Source organism: Microbacterium azadirachtae (assembly GCF_000956505.1).
Taxonomy (GTDB): Bacteria; Actinomycetota; Actinomycetes; order Actinomycetales; family Microbacteriaceae; genus Microbacterium; species Microbacterium azadirachtae_A.
This window is the reverse complement of the sequence record NZ_JYIX01000040.1, coordinates 45,183-60,562: the sequence shown is the minus strand read 5'-3', so window position 1 is coordinate 60,562 and position 15,380 is coordinate 45,183. Positions and strand designations below refer to the sequence as shown.

General features: G+C 68.9%; 14 protein-coding genes, 1 tRNA gene and 1 pseudogene. 11 read left to right on the top strand and 5 right to left on the bottom strand.

All coding sequences use genetic code 11. From position 1 onward, the window contains the following. Positions 1-62 precede the first annotated feature (62 nt). From RS86_RS18275 to gltX, 9 genes are all read left to right on the top strand, one after another. Entirely contained in the window at positions 63-1,598 is a 1,536-nt protein-coding gene (locus tag RS86_RS18275; RefSeq protein ID WP_045273719.1) for an MFS transporter, read from the top strand. 146 nt (positions 1,599-1,744) lie between these two features. Beyond that, positions 1,745-2,806 carry a 3-isopropylmalate dehydrogenase gene (locus RS86_RS18270; RefSeq protein ID WP_045273718.1) on the top strand — a complete coding sequence of 354 codons (1,062 nt, stop codon included), beginning with the start codon at positions 1,745-1,747 and terminating at the stop codon, positions 2,804-2,806. Positions 2,807-2,856: 50 nt separating this feature from the next. Beyond that, complete coding sequence (locus RS86_RS18265; protein ID WP_045273717.1) at positions 2,857-3,969, top strand: branched-chain amino acid aminotransferase; 1,113 nt, start codon at positions 2,857-2,859, stop codon at positions 3,967-3,969. A gap of 76 nt (positions 3,970-4,045) precedes the next feature. Then, complete coding sequence (gnd, locus tag RS86_RS18260) at positions 4,046-5,101, top strand: phosphogluconate dehydrogenase (NAD(+)-dependent, decarboxylating) (RefSeq protein WP_045273716.1); 1,056 nt, start codon at positions 4,046-4,048, stop codon at positions 5,099-5,101. A 453-nt stretch (positions 5,102-5,554) separates the two neighbouring features. Beyond that, positions 5,555-6,334 carry a fumarylacetoacetate hydrolase family protein gene (locus RS86_RS18255; RefSeq protein WP_045273715.1) on the top strand — a complete coding sequence of 260 codons (780 nt, stop codon included), beginning with the start codon at positions 5,555-5,557 and terminating at the stop codon, positions 6,332-6,334. Further along, positions 6,331-7,596, top strand: coding sequence for an MFS transporter (locus RS86_RS18250; RefSeq protein WP_045273714.1), 1,266 nt, complete (start codon positions 6,331-6,333; stop codon positions 7,594-7,596). Before RS86_RS18255 ends, RS86_RS18250 begins: the two co-directional genes overlap by 4 nt. Next, positions 7,593-8,378: a class I SAM-dependent methyltransferase gene (locus RS86_RS18245; protein ID WP_045273713.1), complete on the top strand. Its 786-nt coding sequence runs from the start codon at positions 7,593-7,595 to the stop codon at positions 8,376-8,378. Before RS86_RS18250 ends, RS86_RS18245 begins: the two co-directional genes overlap by 4 nt. A 106-nt stretch (positions 8,379-8,484) precedes the next feature. Then, on the top strand, positions 8,485-10,038 hold the full coding sequence (locus RS86_RS18240; RefSeq protein ID WP_045273712.1) for a S53 family peptidase: 1,554 nt from the start codon (positions 8,485-8,487) through the stop codon (positions 10,036-10,038). An 89-nt stretch (positions 10,039-10,127) separates the two neighbouring features. After that, positions 10,128-11,633 carry a glutamate--tRNA ligase gene (gene gltX, locus RS86_RS18235; RefSeq protein ID WP_045273711.1) on the top strand — a complete coding sequence of 502 codons (1,506 nt, stop codon included), beginning with the start codon at positions 10,128-10,130 and terminating at the stop codon, positions 11,631-11,633. A gap of 142 nt (positions 11,634-11,775) precedes the next feature. Here the strand turns inward: gltX and RS86_RS18230 are convergent, their stop codons facing one another. From RS86_RS18230 to RS86_RS18220, 3 genes are read right to left on the bottom strand one after another with little or no spacing between them, the layout of a single operon-like run. Next, positions 11,776-12,195: a hypothetical protein gene (locus tag RS86_RS18230; protein WP_045273710.1), complete on the bottom strand. Its 420-nt coding sequence runs from the start codon at positions 12,193-12,195 to the stop codon at positions 11,776-11,778. Further along, a complete protein-coding gene (locus RS86_RS18225; RefSeq protein WP_045273709.1) occupies positions 12,185-12,400 on the bottom strand; it encodes a hypothetical protein in 216 nt (71 codons plus the stop codon). The genes RS86_RS18230 and RS86_RS18225 overlap by 11 nt, the downstream gene beginning before the upstream one ends. Positions 12,401-12,447: 47 nt before the next feature. Then, entirely contained in the window at positions 12,448-12,894 is a 447-nt protein-coding gene (locus tag RS86_RS18220) for a VOC family protein (RefSeq protein WP_045273708.1), read from the bottom strand. A gap of 125 nt (positions 12,895-13,019) precedes the next feature. On the opposite strand from RS86_RS18220, the gene RS86_RS18215 reads away from it, so the two are divergent. Together RS86_RS18215 and RS86_RS18210 are read left to right on the top strand one after the other, a co-directional pair. Then, on the top strand, positions 13,020-13,604 hold the full coding sequence (locus RS86_RS18215) for a CGNR zinc finger domain-containing protein (protein WP_045273707.1): 585 nt from the start codon (positions 13,020-13,022) through the stop codon (positions 13,602-13,604). A 97-nt stretch (positions 13,605-13,701) separates the two neighbouring features. Then, positions 13,702-13,773 (top strand) — tRNA-Gln (locus RS86_RS18210). Between the two features lie 89 nt (positions 13,774-13,862). Here RS86_RS18210 and RS86_RS18205 read toward each other — a convergent pair. Together RS86_RS18205 and RS86_RS20505 are read right to left on the bottom strand one after the other, a co-directional pair. After that, positions 13,863-14,363 (bottom strand): annotated as a pseudogene (locus RS86_RS18205) (IclR family transcriptional regulator domain-containing protein); the annotation flags it as partial. 501 nt (positions 14,364-14,864) lie between these two features. After that, the gene (locus tag RS86_RS20505; RefSeq protein WP_152642229.1) at positions 14,865-15,362 is read right to left on the bottom strand and encodes a hypothetical protein; all 498 of its coding nucleotides are present in this window, start codon (positions 15,360-15,362) and stop codon (positions 14,865-14,867) included. Positions 15,363-15,380 lie beyond the last annotated feature (18 nt).

Genomic DNA, 15,380 nt, shown 5'->3' with positions numbered 1-15,380 from the left:
TTACTATACCATCCGGACGGTTAAGTAACCGGTCCTTTCCTGATGGATCCGAGAGGTGCAACATGTCCGCAACAGCGTCGATCTCCCTGCCGGGGACCGAAGACGGCCCCCGCGTCGGTGCACGCGGCTGGGCGGCGCTGGTCGTGCTCATGCTGCCTGTGCTGCTCGTCTCCGTCGACAACACCGTGCTGTCCTTCGCGCTGCCGGAGATCTCCACGGCACTGAGTCCCAGCGGCGTCGAGCAGCTGTGGATCATCGACGTCTACCCGCTCGTGCTCGCGGGCCTCCTCGTGACGATGGGCACGCTCGGCGACCGTTTCGGCCGGCGGAAGATGCTGCTGATCGGCGCCACCGGGTTCGCGCTCGTCTCCGCGCTCGCCGCATTCGCCCCGACCGCGGCGCTGCTGATCGCGGCCCGCGCACTCCTCGGATTCTTCGGCGCCATGCTCATGCCGTCGACGCTCTCGCTGCTGCGCTCGGTGTTCCAGAACCGCGAGCAGCGACGGCTGGCGATCGCGGTCTGGGCGGCGGGGTTCTCCGCCGGGTCCGCCCTCGGACCGATCGTCGGCGGCCTGCTGCTCGAGCACTTCGCCTGGGGTGCCGTGTTCCTCGTCGCCGTGCCTGTGCTCATCCCGCTGCTGATCCTCGCGCCGATCCTGGTGCCGGAGAGTCGCGACCCGAACCCGGGGCGGATCGACGTGCTCAGCATCCTCCTGTCGATGGGCACCATGGTGCCCGTGGTCTACGCGATCAAGGAGTTCGCGGTCCACGGCATCACGCCGCTCGTCGTGATCCTGTTCGTGCTCGGCGTGGGCATGGGCGTGCTGTTCGTGCGCCGGCAGCTGCGCGCGGAGATCCCGATGCTCGACATGGCGCTCTTCCGTCGCGGGATGTTCAGCGGCGCGATCCTGGTGAACCTGCTGAGCGTCGTCGCCCTGGTCGGCTTCCTGTACTACGTCTCGCAGCACCTGCAGCTCGTGCTCGGGCTCAAGCCCGTCGACGCCGGCCTCGCGCTCATCCCCGGGATGGCCGTGATGATCGTCTCGGGCCTCGTCGTCGTGCCGATCGCTCGTCGGGTGCGCCCGGAGATCCTGGTGCCCTCCGCACTGGTGTTCTCGCTCGCCGGTTACCTCGTCGTGGCCTTCACCACGCACGCCCACGGCGTCGCGCCGCTGATCGTCGCGTTCGTGCTGCTCGGCATCGGGATCGGCGCCGCCGAGACGGTCTCGAACGAGCTGATCCTCGCCGCGGCTCCGCCGGAGAAGGCCGGCGCGGCCAGTGCCGTGTCCGAGACGGCGTACGAGCTCGGCGCGGTTCTCGGCACCACGATCCTGGGCGGCATCATCACGGCGTTCTACCGGACGTCGCTGGTCGTCCCGGAGGGCGTGCCGGACGCCCTGGCCGACCGCGCCAGGGAGACGCTCGCCGGAGCGTTCTCCGCGGCGGAGCAGCTCCCCGCGGCCGTCGGACAGGCGCTGCAGCAGGCGGCCTCCGACGCGTTCGGCACCGGGGTCATGGTGACCTCGCTCATCGGCGGCGTCCTCGTGGTCGCCGCGGGCGCGATCGCGGCGCTGACCCTGGGTCGTCGCCTCCGCTGAAGTCCGCCAGAACCGAGTCGTCCCTCTCAGCGCACCCCCTGGGCTCCGCTGAGAGGGACGACTCGGTTGTGACATGCGCGCAGGGAGGGGCTCCGGTGCCCGATAGCCTGGGATCCTCCACCCGCAACGAATCGCAAGGAGCGCCCGTGTCGGAATCGTCGTCCCGTGTCGTGAAGCTGGCTGTCATCCCGGGGGACGGCATCGGTCCCGAGGTCGTCACCGAGGCGGAGAAGGTGCTCGACGCTGTCACGGCTTCGAGCCCCGTGACGTTCGAGAAGACCCGGTTCTCGCTGGGCGCCGCACGATTCCTCGAGACGGGCGAAACCCTGACCGACGAGGACCTCGACGCGATCCGCTCCCACGACGCGATCCTGCTGGGCGCCGTCGGCGGTCAGCCGGGGGATCCGCGTCTCAAGGATGCGAACATCGAGCGCGGCCTGCTGCTCAAGCTCCGCTTCGAGCTCGATCACTACGTGAACCTGCGCCCCTCCCGGCTGTACCCGGGTGCAGCCGGCCCCCTGGCCGACCCTGGGGAGATCGACTTCGTCGTCGTCCGCGAGGGCACAGAAGGGCCGTACGTCGGCAACGGCGGAGCGATCCGCAAGGGCACCCCGCACGAGGTCGCGAACGAGACCAGCGTGAACACCGCGTTCGGCGTCGAGCGCGTGGTGCGCTACGCGTTCGACCTGGCCGAGAAGCGGCGCAAGAAGCTCACCCTCGTGCACAAGACCAACGTGCTCGTACACGCCGGTGCGATCTGGAAGCGCATCGTCGACGAGGTGGCGCGGGAGCACCCCGACGTGGCCGTAGACTACCTGCACGTCGATGCGGCCACGATCTTCCTGGTCACCCACCCTTCGCGCTTCGACGTGATCGTCACCGACAACCTCTTCGGGGACATCCTCACGGATCTGGCCGGCGCCGTCACCGGTGGCATCGGCCTCGCCGCCTCGGGCAACATCAACCCCGATGGCGCGTTCCCGTCGATGTTCGAGCCGGTGCACGGCTCGGCACCCGACATCGCGGGTCAGCAGAAGGCCGACCCCACCGCAGCGATCCTCTCGGTCGCCCTGCTCCTGGACCACCTGGGGCTGAGCGACGAGGCCGCACGCGTGCACCGCGCGGTCGAGGAGGACATCGCTGCGCGGGACGGCGCCCGCACCACCGAACAGACCGGCGCGGCGATCATCGCCCGACTCCAGGCGTAATCTGAAGTCAGCGCACGACGCCGCACCCTTCGACCTGTCAGGACGCACTCATGACCATCGAACTCCCCCTTCAGGCCCCGTCACCCGCCGGACTCATCTGGCGCGTCACCCGCAATGAGGACGCGCGCTCCGAGGCCGACCGTGAGGAGATCCTCGCCGCACCCGGCTTCGGACAGCACTTCACCGACCACATGGTCGACCTGTGCTGGTCGGACAAGGGCGGCTGGCACCGTCCTCGCGTCTCGCCCTACGGGCCGATCGAGCTCGACCCGGCGGCGGCCGTGCTGCATTACTCGCAGGAGATCTTCGAGGGTCTCAAGGCCTACCGTCACGCCGACGGATCCGTCTGGACCTTCCGCCCCGACCGCAACGCCGCCCGGCTGCAGCGCTCCGCGCGGCGCCTTGCCCTGCCCGAGCTGCCGACCGAGCTGTTCATCGAGTCGCTCAAGCAGCTCGTCGCCGTCGACTCGTCGTGGGTTCCCAGCAACCCCGAGGAGAGCCTCTACTTCCGCCCGTTCATGTTCGCCAAGGAGGCGTTCCTCGGTGTGCGCGCGGCGAAGAAGGTGGCCTACTACCTCATCGCGAGCCCGGCCGGGGCGTACTTCCCCGGCGGTGTGCAGCCGGTGAACATCTGGCTGTCCCGCGACTACGCCCGCGCCGGCCACGGCGGGACGGGCGCGGCGAAGACGGGCGGCAACTACGCCTCGAGCCTGCTTCCGCAGGAGGAGGCGTACAAGAAGGGTTGCCAGCAGGTGCTGTTCCTCGACGGGGACTACATCGAGGAGCTCGGCGGCATGAACCTCGTGCTCGTCACCCGCGACAACAAGCTGATCACCCCGGCCAGCGACTCGATCCTCGAGGGCATCACGCTCGCCTCGATCCTGCAGCTCGCGAAGGACCGCGGGCTCGAGGTCGAGCAGCGCAAGCTCTCGATCCAGGAGTGGCGCGACGGCGCCGCGTCGGGCGACATCGTAGGCGCGTTCGCGTGCGGCACCGCCGCGGTCGTCGTGCCGATCGGATCCCTCAAGGCCGACGACTTCGAGATCGTGCACTCGGGCCCGGCGTCGACCGAGCTCGCGATGTCGCTGCGCGACGAGCTCACCGACATCCAGTACGGCCGTCGCGAGGACACGCGCGGCTGGCTCGTCCGCCTGGACGGCTGACCCCCGACGACCCTCGTCGCCTCCGACGCGGAGGCGGCGCACGAATCGCGATCTCTGACAGGAGAGGACCCCTGCTATGAAGCTGGCCATGGTCGGACTCGGACGGATGGGCGCGAACATCGTGCGCCGCCTGATGCGCGGAGGGCACGAGTGCGTCGTCTACGACGTCAACCCGGATGCCATCGCCGCACTCGTGGCGGAGGGGGCGATCGGCGCGACCGACTACGCCGACCTCGCCGCCAAGCTCGAGGGCCCGAGGGTCATCTGGCTGATGATCCCGGCCGGCCTCACCGGACGGGTCGTCGACGAACTCAGCGAGGTGCTGCAGCCCGGCGACATCATCATCGACGGCGGCAACTCGAACTACCGCGACGACGTGCGCCGCGCCAAGGCGCTGCGCGAGAAGGGCCTGAACTACGTCGACGTCGGCACCAGCGGCGGCGTCTTCGGGCTCGAGCGCGGGTACTGCCTCATGGTGGGCGGCCCGGACGAGGCGTTCGCCACCATCACGCCGATCCTGCAGACGATCGCCCCGGGCGTCGGCGACGTCGAGCGCACCCCGGGCCGCACCGGTGAGCTCGCTCCCGAGGAGCTCGGCTTCCTGCACTGCGGGCCGTCGGGCGCCGGGCACTTCGTGAAGATGGTGCACAACGGCATCGAGTACGGCGTGATGGCCGCGCTCGCCGAGGGACTGAACCTCCTCGAGAACGCCGACGCGGGGATCCGCGAGGCGGAGCACTCGGCCGAGGTGGCGCCGCTCGAGGAGCCGGAGTACTACCAGTTCGACATCGACACCCCGAAGGTCGCCGAGCTGTGGCGCCGCGGATCCGTGATCTCGTCCTGGCTGCTCGATCTGACCGCGGCCGCGCTGCAGGGGAACCCCACGCTGCAGGGACTCGCGGGGCGCGTCTCCGATTCCGGTGAGGGCCGCTGGACGGTCAAGGCCGCCGTCGACGTCGGTGTTCCGGTGCCGGTGCTCGCCGCCTCCCTGTTCGAGCGCTTCGCCTCTCGCGACGAGGATCTGTTCGCCAACCAGGTGCTCTCCGCGATGCGCCTGCAGTTCGGCGGGCACAAGGAGCTCCCGGCCGGCGATGTCCTCGAGGCCGGCGGCAACAAGGCCGACCACGCCTGACCCTTCCGGCTCCCGCAACAACCTGCAGTGGGACATGGTCCGCGTTTGACAGACCGTGTCCCACTTTTGGTGCCACCGTGTCCCGATTTCGGTCCCACCGTGTCCCCAATTCGGCGGGGTTGAGCCCCGAACTGCCGCCGAATGTGGGACATGGTCCGCTGCGACGGGCTGGGTCCTGACCGCTGGCATCACCGTGTCCCATTTCTGGTGCCAGCGTGTCCCGATTTCGGCGGGTTTAGGCCTGGTTTCACCGCCGAATGTGGGACATGGTCTGTCGCGCCGGACCACGTCCGACCGCTGGCATCACCGTGTCCCACTTTTGGCATCATCTTGTCCCGATTTCGGCGGGCTTGGGCCCGGTTTCACCGCCGAAAGTGGGACACGCACGAGGCTGACTCCGGGGAAGCCCGCCGTTGTCGCCCGTCGAGGGGCGGTGCTGGATAGGCTGAATCCGTGAAGATCGCTCGGTTCAGCCACAACGACGGCATCAAGTACGGGATCCTCGACGAGGGCGAGCTGGTCGTGCTGGCCGGCGACCCGATGTTCGCGGGGTATGAGACGACGGGGGAGCGGGTGCCGCTGGTGGATGCCGCGCTGCTCGCCCCGGTGATCCCGCGCTCGAAGGTGGTCTGCGTCGGGAAGAACTACCACGACCACGCGGCAGAGATGGGCGGCGAAGCGCCGGCCGAACCGCTGCTGTTCCTCAAGCCGAACACGGCGGTGATCGGCCCCGGCGACACGATCGTCCGGCCCGTCTCGCTCTCCGACCGCACCGAGCACGAGGGCGAGCTGGTCGTCGTGATCGGGCGCATCGCCAAGAACGTCGCCGCGGAGAACGCGCATCAGTACGTCTTCGGATACACGGTCGGCAACGACGTGACCGCACGCGACCTGCAGCGCAAGGACGGCCAGTGGTCGCGCGCGAAGGGCTTCGACACGTTCTGCCCGCTCGGCCCCTGGATCGAGACCGATTTCGATCTCGACGCGGCAGAGCTGACCACCCGCGTGAACGGCGAGGTGCGCCAGCACGCCCCGCTCACCGACATGATCCACTCTGTCGCCGACATCATCGCGTACGCCTCGGCCGTCTTCACCCTGCTCCCGGGGGACGTGATCATGACCGGCACACCGGCCGGCGTGGGCGCCTTCGCCGCGGGCGACGCCGTCGAGGTCGAGATCTCCGGAATCGGGACGCTGCGCAACGCCGTGCGCGACGCCCTGCCCGCCTCGTGACCGCGGCGACCCTGACCGAACTGGATCGCAGCAGGATCCAGCGCCGTACGGTCGGCATCCTCTCGCTCGGTCAGGTCCTCGGCGGGATCGCGTTCGGCGCGACCGTCTCGCTGGGAGCGCTGCTCGCGGCGGACATCTCCGGCAGCGACGCGCTGTCGGGCCTCGCCACGGCGTCAGTGACGCTCGGCGCCGCCCTCGCGGCGATCCCGCTCGCCCGCCTCGCCGGGCTCCGCGGGCGCCGCCTCGCGCTCACGGCGGGCAACCTGCTCGCCCTGGTCGGCATCGTCGTGGTGATCGGGGCCGCCGCGATCCGGGTGTTCCCGCTGCTGCTGGTCGGCATCATCATGATCGGCATGGGCAATGCCGGGAACCTGCAGTCCCGGTTCGCGGCGACCGACCTCGCCCAGCCGCAGCATCGAGGCCGGGATCTGTCGGTCGTCGTGTGGGCGACCACGATCGGCGGGGTCGCGGGGCCGCTGCTGCTGGGCCCCGGCGAACAGCTCGGCCGGGCGATCGGCATGCCGCCGCACACCGGCTCCTACCTGTTCTCCCTCGTGGCGCAGATCGCGGCGTTCGCGCTGTACCTGATCGCGCTCCGGCCGGATCCGCTCCTCACCTCGCGCACACTGCCGGAGACCGGATCCTTCGCTGCAGGCGTCGAGCGCGTCGATCGCCCGGTCGCCGCCCGCTACGCGATCTTCGCGATCGCGGGCTCGCACGTGACGATGGCCTCGGTCATGGCGATGACGCCGGTGCACCTGTCGCACATGGCCATGGCCGGCGGGGCGATGGGCGGCATGGACGGCATGTCGATGGAGCTCGACGTGACGGTGCTCGTGGGCGTGACGATCGCGATGCACGTGGCCGGGATGTACGGCCTCTCGCCGGTGTTCGGCATCCTCGCCGACCGCTGGGGCCGGCTGCGCACGGTGCTGCTCGGACAGGCGCTGCTCGTGGCATCGCTGTGCTTCGCGATGCTCGTGGGGGAGACCACCTGGGGCGTGATGGTCGCGCTCATCCTGTTGGGGCTCGGCTGGAGCGCTGCGACGGTCGCCGGCGCTGCGCTGCTCACCGAGGCGTCCGCGCCCGCGCTGCGCACGCGCCGCCAGGGCCGCAGCGACTCGCTCATGAGCCTGAGCGCGGCGGGCGGCGCGGTGCTGGCCGGCGTGATCCTGCAGTCGTTCTCCTACGCAGGCCTCGCCATCGCGGCCTTGGTCGTGGTCGCCGCGATCGTCGTGCTCTCGCCCTTCGGGAAGCGATGAGTCCTCGCCCGAACTCCTGGAGCGGAGTCGGCGAGGCCTACGCCGCGTCCTACGCGGAGCTCTGCGCAGGCACGGGCGCGACTCTCCGCGAGCTCCTCGGGGCGGGTGACGGACGCACTCTGCTCGACGTCGGCGCGGGAACGGGCGACCTCGCCGCGTCATTCGTCACGGACGGATGGATCGTCGACCCGCGCGAGCCGGAGGCGAGCATGAGGGCGGTCGCCCGGCAGCGTCATCCTGAAATCCGGATCACCGAAGGCGCGCTGCCCAGGCTGCCGGACGCGGACGGGGCGTTCGACGCCGTCGTGGCCAACTTCGTCCTGAATCACGTGCCGGATCCCCGTGCCGCTGCCGCGGAGCTGCGCCGTGTGACGAGGGACGCGGCTGCGGCGACGATCTGGATCCGATCGCCGTCGTGGCTCTGGGCGGAGGTGTGCGAGCGCGCCGGGCTGCAGGCCGCACCGGGCGGGCGGCTCCCGGAGGACAAGGACTTCGAGCGCACGGCAGACGGCTTCGCACGGATGCTTCAGGATGGTGGCTGGCACGCTCCCGACGTGGTCGAGAAGCAGTGGATCTGGAACGCACCGGCGACGGCACTGTGGGCGTCGGTCGAAGGCGGCGTGGCCGGCGCGGGCGCCTACTATCTCGGGCTCGACGCACCTGATCGTGCCCGCTTCCGGAGCGCATTCGACGCGCTGATCGTCGAACGCGCGTCGGACGGCGTACTGGCTCTCGAGCACGTCGCCGCGGTCGCGGTGATGCGCCGGGATCCGTCCTTATGAGACCGCTGAACATCCGGTATCAGAGCGCTGACGCGGGTGTAGCGTCATGGGCGGTCCCGCGCCGCTGACCCGGTGGCTCGGGTGATCCGTCAACAAGGAGGTTGGCATGTCACGTACCAGGACCCTCTTCGCCGCACTCGGCGTCTCGGCGATAGCGGGAGCAACGGCTCTCGCTCTCTCCCCGGTCTCGTCTCCACCTCCGGCGTCGGCGACCGTCGTAACGTTCGCGGCGCAGGCCCCGGACAGCGCGTTCACCTCCCAGGCCGATGCCGGCGGCGCGGCGATCGCCTGCCAGCGGCCCGCTCCGGACAACCGCGTGTCCACCACGATCCACTGCTACACGCCGGATCAGCTGCGCGCGCACTACGGCCTCGGCCCGCTCGCGTCCAGCGGCGACGGCGCCGGCCAGACGATCGTGCTCGTGGACGCCTACGGCAGTCCGACCGCCGCCGACGACCTGAACTTCTTCGCCCAGACCTTCGGCGGTCCGACGCCCGACTTCGAGTCGGTGGCGCCGCTCGGCATGCCCGACTACAAGAACCCGACGGGCAAGGGCGTCGGCCAGTCCGGCCCGAACTCCGCGGCCGGCTGGGCCGGGGAGGCGAACCTCGACGTGCAGTGGGCCTACGCGATGGCGCCCAAGGCGCACATCGTGCTGCTCGCGACGCCGCCCGCGGAGACGCAGGGCGTGCAAGGGCTGCCGAACCTGATGAAGGCCGTCGATTGGGCGATCCAGAAGTATCCGTCCGGCACCGTGTTCTCGATGTCGTTCGGCACCGACGAGCAGACGTTCGGATCCGCCAACGCGGCGAAGTCGCAGTTCACGAAGTTCGACCAGACCTTCCAGCGAGGCCTCGCGAAGGGCGACACGTTCTTCTCCTCCTCGGGGGACAATGGATCCACCGGATTCACGAACGTGAAGCGCAAGTCGACCGTCGGCACGACGCCCGAGGTCAGCTACCCGAACGTCTCGCCGTACGTGACCTCGGTCGGCGGCACCCAGGTGCAGGACGGCTGGACCTGGAACCCCACCCAGGATGTGCCCTACCTCGCTGACGGCAGCCGCAACCCGGCGTACTGGGCGTGGAACTCGGGTGGCGATACCGAGCCGGTGTGGAACGAGGGCGGTTTCCAGATCGGCACCGGTGGCGGTCTGTCGACCGTGTACCCGCGGCCGGCCTACCAGGACGGCGTCTCCGGCGTGGTCGGCGGGGCGCGCGGAGTTCCGGACATCGCGTGGAATGCCGCGGTGAACGGCGGTGTGCTGGTCTACCACACGTACTTCCCGAGCACCGAGGGCCCTGCGGCCTGGGGTGTGTACGGCGGCACCTCGGCGGCCTCGCCGCAGGCGGCGGCGGCGACCGCGATCGCGAATCAGGCCAGGGCGGCCGCGGGCAAGGGCCCGATCGGCGACCTGAACAACGCGCTCTACAGCGCGTCGTTCGATCGCTCCTCGGCGTTCGACGACATCGTTCCGCGGACGTACGGGACGACGCCGAGCGGTGTTCTCGACAGCAACCGGATGTGGGCGCTCGCCGATGACGGCTCGCTGACCCCGAACGCGGTTCCGGGCTACTCCACGACGGCAGGCTACGACCTGACCACCGGCTGGGGTGCGCCCATGGTGCCGGGGTACGTCGCACAGCTCGTCGCGCAGTGATTCCAGGATCCGGGGCCGGGCGGGGATCCTCCGTCCGGCCCCCGACCCTGCTCGGGGGACGCGCCGCGCGCAACTAGAATCGAAGGGCTATGGCTACTCCCGATCCCCGCACCACGACCGCCTCCGGATCCGACGTCCGCGTCCGGTTCTGCCCTTCGCCGACCGGCCTGCCGCACGTCGGCATGGTCCGCACCGCGCTGTACAACTGGGCGTACGCCCGGCACACCGGCGGCAAGCTCGTCTTCCGCATCGAGGACACCGACGCCGCCCGCGACAGCGAGGAGAGCTTCCGCCAGCTCGTCGACGCGCTGACCTGGCTCAAGATCGACTGGGACGAGGGCGTCGAGGTGGGCGGCCCGCATGAGCCGTACCGCCAGTCGCAGCGCGGTGACATCTACCAGGGCGTGATCGCCAAGCTGGTCGAGTCCGGCGCCGTGTACGAGAGCTACTCGACGGCGGAGGAGATCGACGCCCGCAACGAGGCGAACGGCCGCGCGAAGCAGCTCGGCTACGACAACTTCGACCGCGGCCTGACCGCGGAGCAGCGCGCCGCGTTCCGGGCCGAGGGCCGGCAGCCGGCGCTGCGCCTGCGCGTGCCGGACGAGGACCTCACGTACGTCGACCTCATCCGCGGCGAGGTGACGTTCCCCGGCGGATCCTTCCCCGACTTCGTCGTCGTGCGCCCGAACGGCGCCCCGCTGTACACGCTCGTGAACCCGGTCGACGACGCGCTCATGGGTATCACGCACGTGCTGCGCGGCGAGGATCTCATGCCGTCCACCGCGCGTCAGCTCGCGCTCTACGGGGCGCTCATCGACGCCGGCGTGACGACTTTCGTCCCGCGCTTCGCGCACATGCCGCTCGTGCTGGGGGAGACCGGCAACAAGAAGCTCTCCAAGCGCGACCCGCAGGCCGACCTGTTCCTGCACCGCGACCGCGGCTTCATCCACGAGGGGCTGCTGAACTACCTCGCATTGCTCGGCTGGTCGATCGGACCCGACCGCGATGTCTTCTCGCTCGACGAGTTCACCGCGGCGTTCGACATCGTGAACGTGAACCCGAACCCGGCGCGCTTCGATCAGAAGAAGGCCGAGTCGATCAACGGCGACCAGATCCGGATGCTCGAGGCGAAAGACTTCGCCGAGCGGATCCTGCCGTACCTCGCCGCCGCCGACGTGTTCGAGGGGGAGCCGACGCACGAGCAGATCGTGCTCGCGTTCCGCGCCGCGCCGCTCGTGCAGGAGCGCGTGCAGCTGCTGGGTGAGGTGCCGGGCCTGCTCGGTTTCTTGTTCTCCGACCGGGTGTCGTACGACGAGGACGCGCTCAAGGGCCTCCCGGCGAACGCCGCCGAGGTGCTGAACGCGTCCGCCGCCGCGCTCGAGCCGCTCGAGACGTTCACGACCGAGGCGATCCAGGATGCCCTCGCGGCCGCCCTCGTCGACGGCTTGGGCCTGAAGCCCCGTGTCGCCTACGGTCCGCCGCGCGTCGCCCTGACCGGCCGCCGGGTGTCGCCGCCGCTGTTCGAGTCGATGGAGCTGCTCGGCAAGGACGAGACGCTGCGCCGCCTGCGTGCGCTGGCGGAGTTCCTTGGCTGACGCTGGTTTTCCGGGTGTGCCCGCACGGTTTTGGGGCGCGCTCACTCGTTTTGGGGCGCGCTATGCCCGGATTTCCCGGCATAGCGCGCCCCAAAACGTTGGATCCCGCCCCGAAACGGGAGCGTGATTGCCCCGGTCCCGGTCATCCATCGAGGCCGAGGCCGAGGCCGTACTCCCAGGCGTCATCGGGGGCCGAGATGACCGCGGGATCGGCCGCGGGGCCGGCGCTGGGGGACGACATGCTCAAGCCGTCCACGCCGAGTGCGATGCCGTAGGCGACCACGGTGGCCAGCGCCGACAGGCCGAACCACGCGAAGGTCTGCCGCGCGGCGCCCCGCGGAGGGGAGGAGGCGCTCCGACGCGGTGCGGGCCTGCCTCCGCGACGCTCCTGGAACCGTTCGAACAGCAGGTCCACCTGGGATGCGGTGAGGGCGGAGAACGCCTCGACCTCCGCGACGGTGACCACGCTGCCGTGCGCAGGCCGCGGCGCTTGCTCATAGGCGGTCACGGCCGCCTCGTCCTTGCGGCGGGGGTGCCGGCGGAACAGCGCGTCAGAGAACACCCTGACCACCGCCGTCCGCCAGATCAGTGACTTGCACGAGGCGAAGACCGCGCTCGTCGAGCTGCGCAGTGATGTGCGCGGCGTACCACTCTGGCCACTGCTCGTCGTAGACGCCGCCGAGGTCCTGCTCCTCGTGCACGCCGTGCGCCTTGGCCGCGGCACGCAGCAGCTCGAGGATGACGGGCGTCGTATCTGTCGTTCCCATATTCCTGGTTCCTGTCCGTTGCGGTCGTGTGTTCGTCGCGCGGCGGATCAGCGTCCCGGCAGGCGGTCGATCACCTGCTGGATGATCCACTCGTTGCCGTCCGGATCCTCGAAGGACACGTAGGAGGAGTAGCTGTGGTGCGCCGTGCTGGGGCCGTCGACCCGGTTGGCGGTGCCGGCCCAGTGGAAGACGCCGTCGGCGTCGTGCCAGATCTCGCTCACGGCGGCACCGCCGTCGATGAGCTCGGCGCGAGCGCCCGCGAGGTCAGGCGTGACCAGGTGCAGGCCGCGCACCGAACCGGGCACGGCATCGGTCAGCTTCTCGCCGAAGATGATCGATGCGGCTCCGGGCCCAGGAGGCGTCACCTGCACGACGCGCAGGCCGCGCTCGGTGGCGAAGTCGGCGTCGAGCCGGAAACCGAGGCCGGTGTAGAAGTCCTTGCTGCGGTCGACGTCGGCGACGGGGAGGACGACGATCTCGAGATTGAGTTCCACGTGTGCTGCTGCCTTTCGAGGAGTAACTTGTTTGACTGGTTATGACCCTGCCAGAGGATGAATAACCTGTCAAGCAAGTTATTCACACTCTTCCGCCGCGCCGGATCACCTGTCAGACTGGTTACATGTTTCACGCCTTCCCCTGCGGAACGCCCGCGCTCGACTTCGTCGGCACCCTGCGCGCCCGCCGCAACGAGCGACCTGCCGAGAAGCTCGACAGCGACACCGCGCTCGATGCCTGGTTCGTCGAGGCGGGGCTGGTCGATGCGGCGCCCGATTCACGGGGGGCAGACCTCGGGGACGCCATCGCGCTCAGGGAGGCGATCTACGACCTCGTGAGCGCGCGCCGGCGAGGGGAGGAGTTGCCTGCTTCCGCCAAGGCGCTCGTCAACGCTCGTGCTGCCGAGATGCCGATCGGCCTGACCCTCGACGGCGCGACGGAGGCCGGGATCCGCGTGAGCCGCGTCGGCACCGTCCGTCAGGGGCTGGCGACGCTCGCGCGCGAGACGGTGGAGATCGTCGGATCCGCCGATGGTGCGCTGCTGCGGGAGTGCGCGCGTCCGGAGTGCACGCAGGTGTATCTGGATCGGTCGCGAGGTGGACGCCGGGAATGGTGCGCCATGAAGACCTGCGGAAACCGGGTGAAGGCGTCGAAGTTCCGTGCGCGGCATCGTGCCGAGCAGGAGGGGGATGAGGGTGGGGATGACTGAGCGACGCGCCCGGGTGTGACGTCGGCCCGGTCGTTTTGCGCTTCCGGTGTCCGCTCGGGTAAGCTTGACTCTCGGTGCGAGGCTCAGGTTTCGCCCTTGGGGTATGGTGTAATTGGCAACACGGCGGTTTCTGGTACCGTTGTTCTTGGTTCGAGTCCAGGTACCCCAGCTTTGAAGAATCCCCCGCTCCGGCGGGGGATTCTTCGTTTCTCCGGCCGTATGTCGCCCGCTACGGGGCTACCTGCAGCTCACCCCGACTCACTTTTCGTCGTCCTCGACTTGCTCGCACAGCTGTTCCGCGAGTTCACTCGCCATGCTGAGCAGCAGGCGAACCACCCGCTGGTGGTCCTCCGATGCGGTACTCGCCAGAGCGACGCTGACAGAGGCGAGGATGCTGCCGCCTGGTGCGGCGATCGGCGCGGAGATCTCGGTGGTGCCGTGCTCGAACTCTTCTACTGCGAGGACGAACCCGCGCTCTCGATCCATCTGCGTTCTCTCGGACAGTTCCTGCAGGTCGTGGGCGGCGCGCGGACCCCCGTTGCTCAGGGCGACGGCACCGAACAGAGTGCCCAACTCCAACGCGGAATGCTCCAGGAGGAGTGCTCGACCGGCTCCGGTGCACCACAGGGGGACTCGTCTTCCCTGCGCCGCGGCAACGTACTCGAACCCGTTGCTGCGCTCAGACGCGACGGAGAGCGCCGAAGTATGGACGGGGACGGAGATCCACGCGGGGCAGCCGAACTCGACGACGAGCCGGCGGAGCTGCCATCGGGCGAGTAGGGGGAGCTCCGCGCCATTCGTGCTGCGGGCGTAGCGGAAGTGCTACAGGTCCGATTTCAGTTCAGATCGCACTGTTGCGGGCACGACCGGGAGCTGCGGCTCAGCAAGAGCTGTCCAAGCAATGCCGAATGGACCGATTCGAATGGAATCCATCAATGCGCCGGGCGGCTCAGCAAGAGTCAACGCCGCCGCAGTCACTGCTCCGGTGATTGAGCCATCAGCCACTTCCTGGCCGGATGTGAAAACTCGCCCCAATAATGTCCCGTGGTCATCCCGCGGCTGTCGGAAGAGCACAACCGCAGAGCGGTCACTACGATCCCATGCGGCTTCAATTGTCACGTCGGAAGACCAGTGGAGGGCGACCTCTCGACGTATGAGCTTACTCAACGGCTCGAGCTGACCTGTGGTCACAGCATCCTCCTATCTCTCGTCAGATGCGACAGTCCAGGATGACCGTCGCACCTGATGAGAGTACAAAGCTCAGCGTACAGAGATCTCGGTGGGAAGAGCCTCGTAGGAGAACGAGACAACCGTCTCGCCCGATGAGATATCGCCGCTGAGTTCCTGAATCTCTGCACTGTCGAGAATCTCAGCTTGTTCTGCAGCCTGCTTCGTGGTCAGCATTCGCGAATCCGAGGATAGTTCGGAAGCAATGGCGTCGTCCGGAGACGGGGCAGCTCCTCGGTTGGTGTAAGGATTGTTCACACCGGGATACAGGATTGCGAAGGTCACCCAGTTGGGGCACCGCCACAGCCCCTGTTGCTCGCAGTACATGGTCTGCAGGCCCATTTTCCCGCCTACAGGCCAGTTGTAGTAGTTGGTATAGCTCGTCAGATTCACGACGGCATTGATCTCGCGCTGGTCCTTGAGCTGACAGATCCTCGGCGTGCCTGTGCAATAGTACATTCCGGCGTAGGCCTTCAAGAGATGCTGCGTGCCCTGAGGTGTGATGTTGTTTGAGAGCAGCACAGCTTTCATTGCCTGAGCGCTCCAGAT

Bases quoted from the DNA above. Each gene is read 5' to 3' on its own strand.
- RS86_RS18275 (WP_045273719.1), top strand. From the start codon at position 63: ATGTCCGCAACAGCGTCGATCTCCCTGCCGGGGACCGAAGACGGCCCC.
- RS86_RS18265 (WP_045273717.1), top strand. From the start codon at position 2,857: ATGACCATCGAACTCCCCCTTCAGGCCCCGTCACCCGCCGGACTCATC.
- gnd (WP_045273716.1), top strand. From the start codon at position 4,046: ATGAAGCTGGCCATGGTCGGACTCGGACGGATGGGCGCGAACATCGTG.
- RS86_RS18245 (WP_045273713.1), top strand. From the start codon at position 7,593: ATGAGTCCTCGCCCGAACTCCTGGAGCGGAGTCGGCGAGGCCTACGCC.
- RS86_RS18240 (WP_045273712.1), top strand. From the start codon at position 8,485: ATGTCACGTACCAGGACCCTCTTCGCCGCACTCGGCGTCTCGGCGATA.
- gltX (WP_045273711.1), top strand. From the start codon at position 10,128: ATGGCTACTCCCGATCCCCGCACCACGACCGCCTCCGGATCCGACGTC.
- RS86_RS18225 (WP_045273709.1), bottom strand. From the start codon at position 12,400: ATGGGAACGACAGATACGACGCCCGTCATCCTCGAGCTGCTGCGTGCC.
- RS86_RS18215 (WP_045273707.1), top strand. From the start codon at position 13,020: ATGTTTCACGCCTTCCCCTGCGGAACGCCCGCGCTCGACTTCGTCGGC.
- RS86_RS20505 (WP_152642229.1), bottom strand. From the start codon at position 15,362: ATGAAAGCTGTGCTGCTCTCAAACAACATCACACCTCAGGGCACGCAG.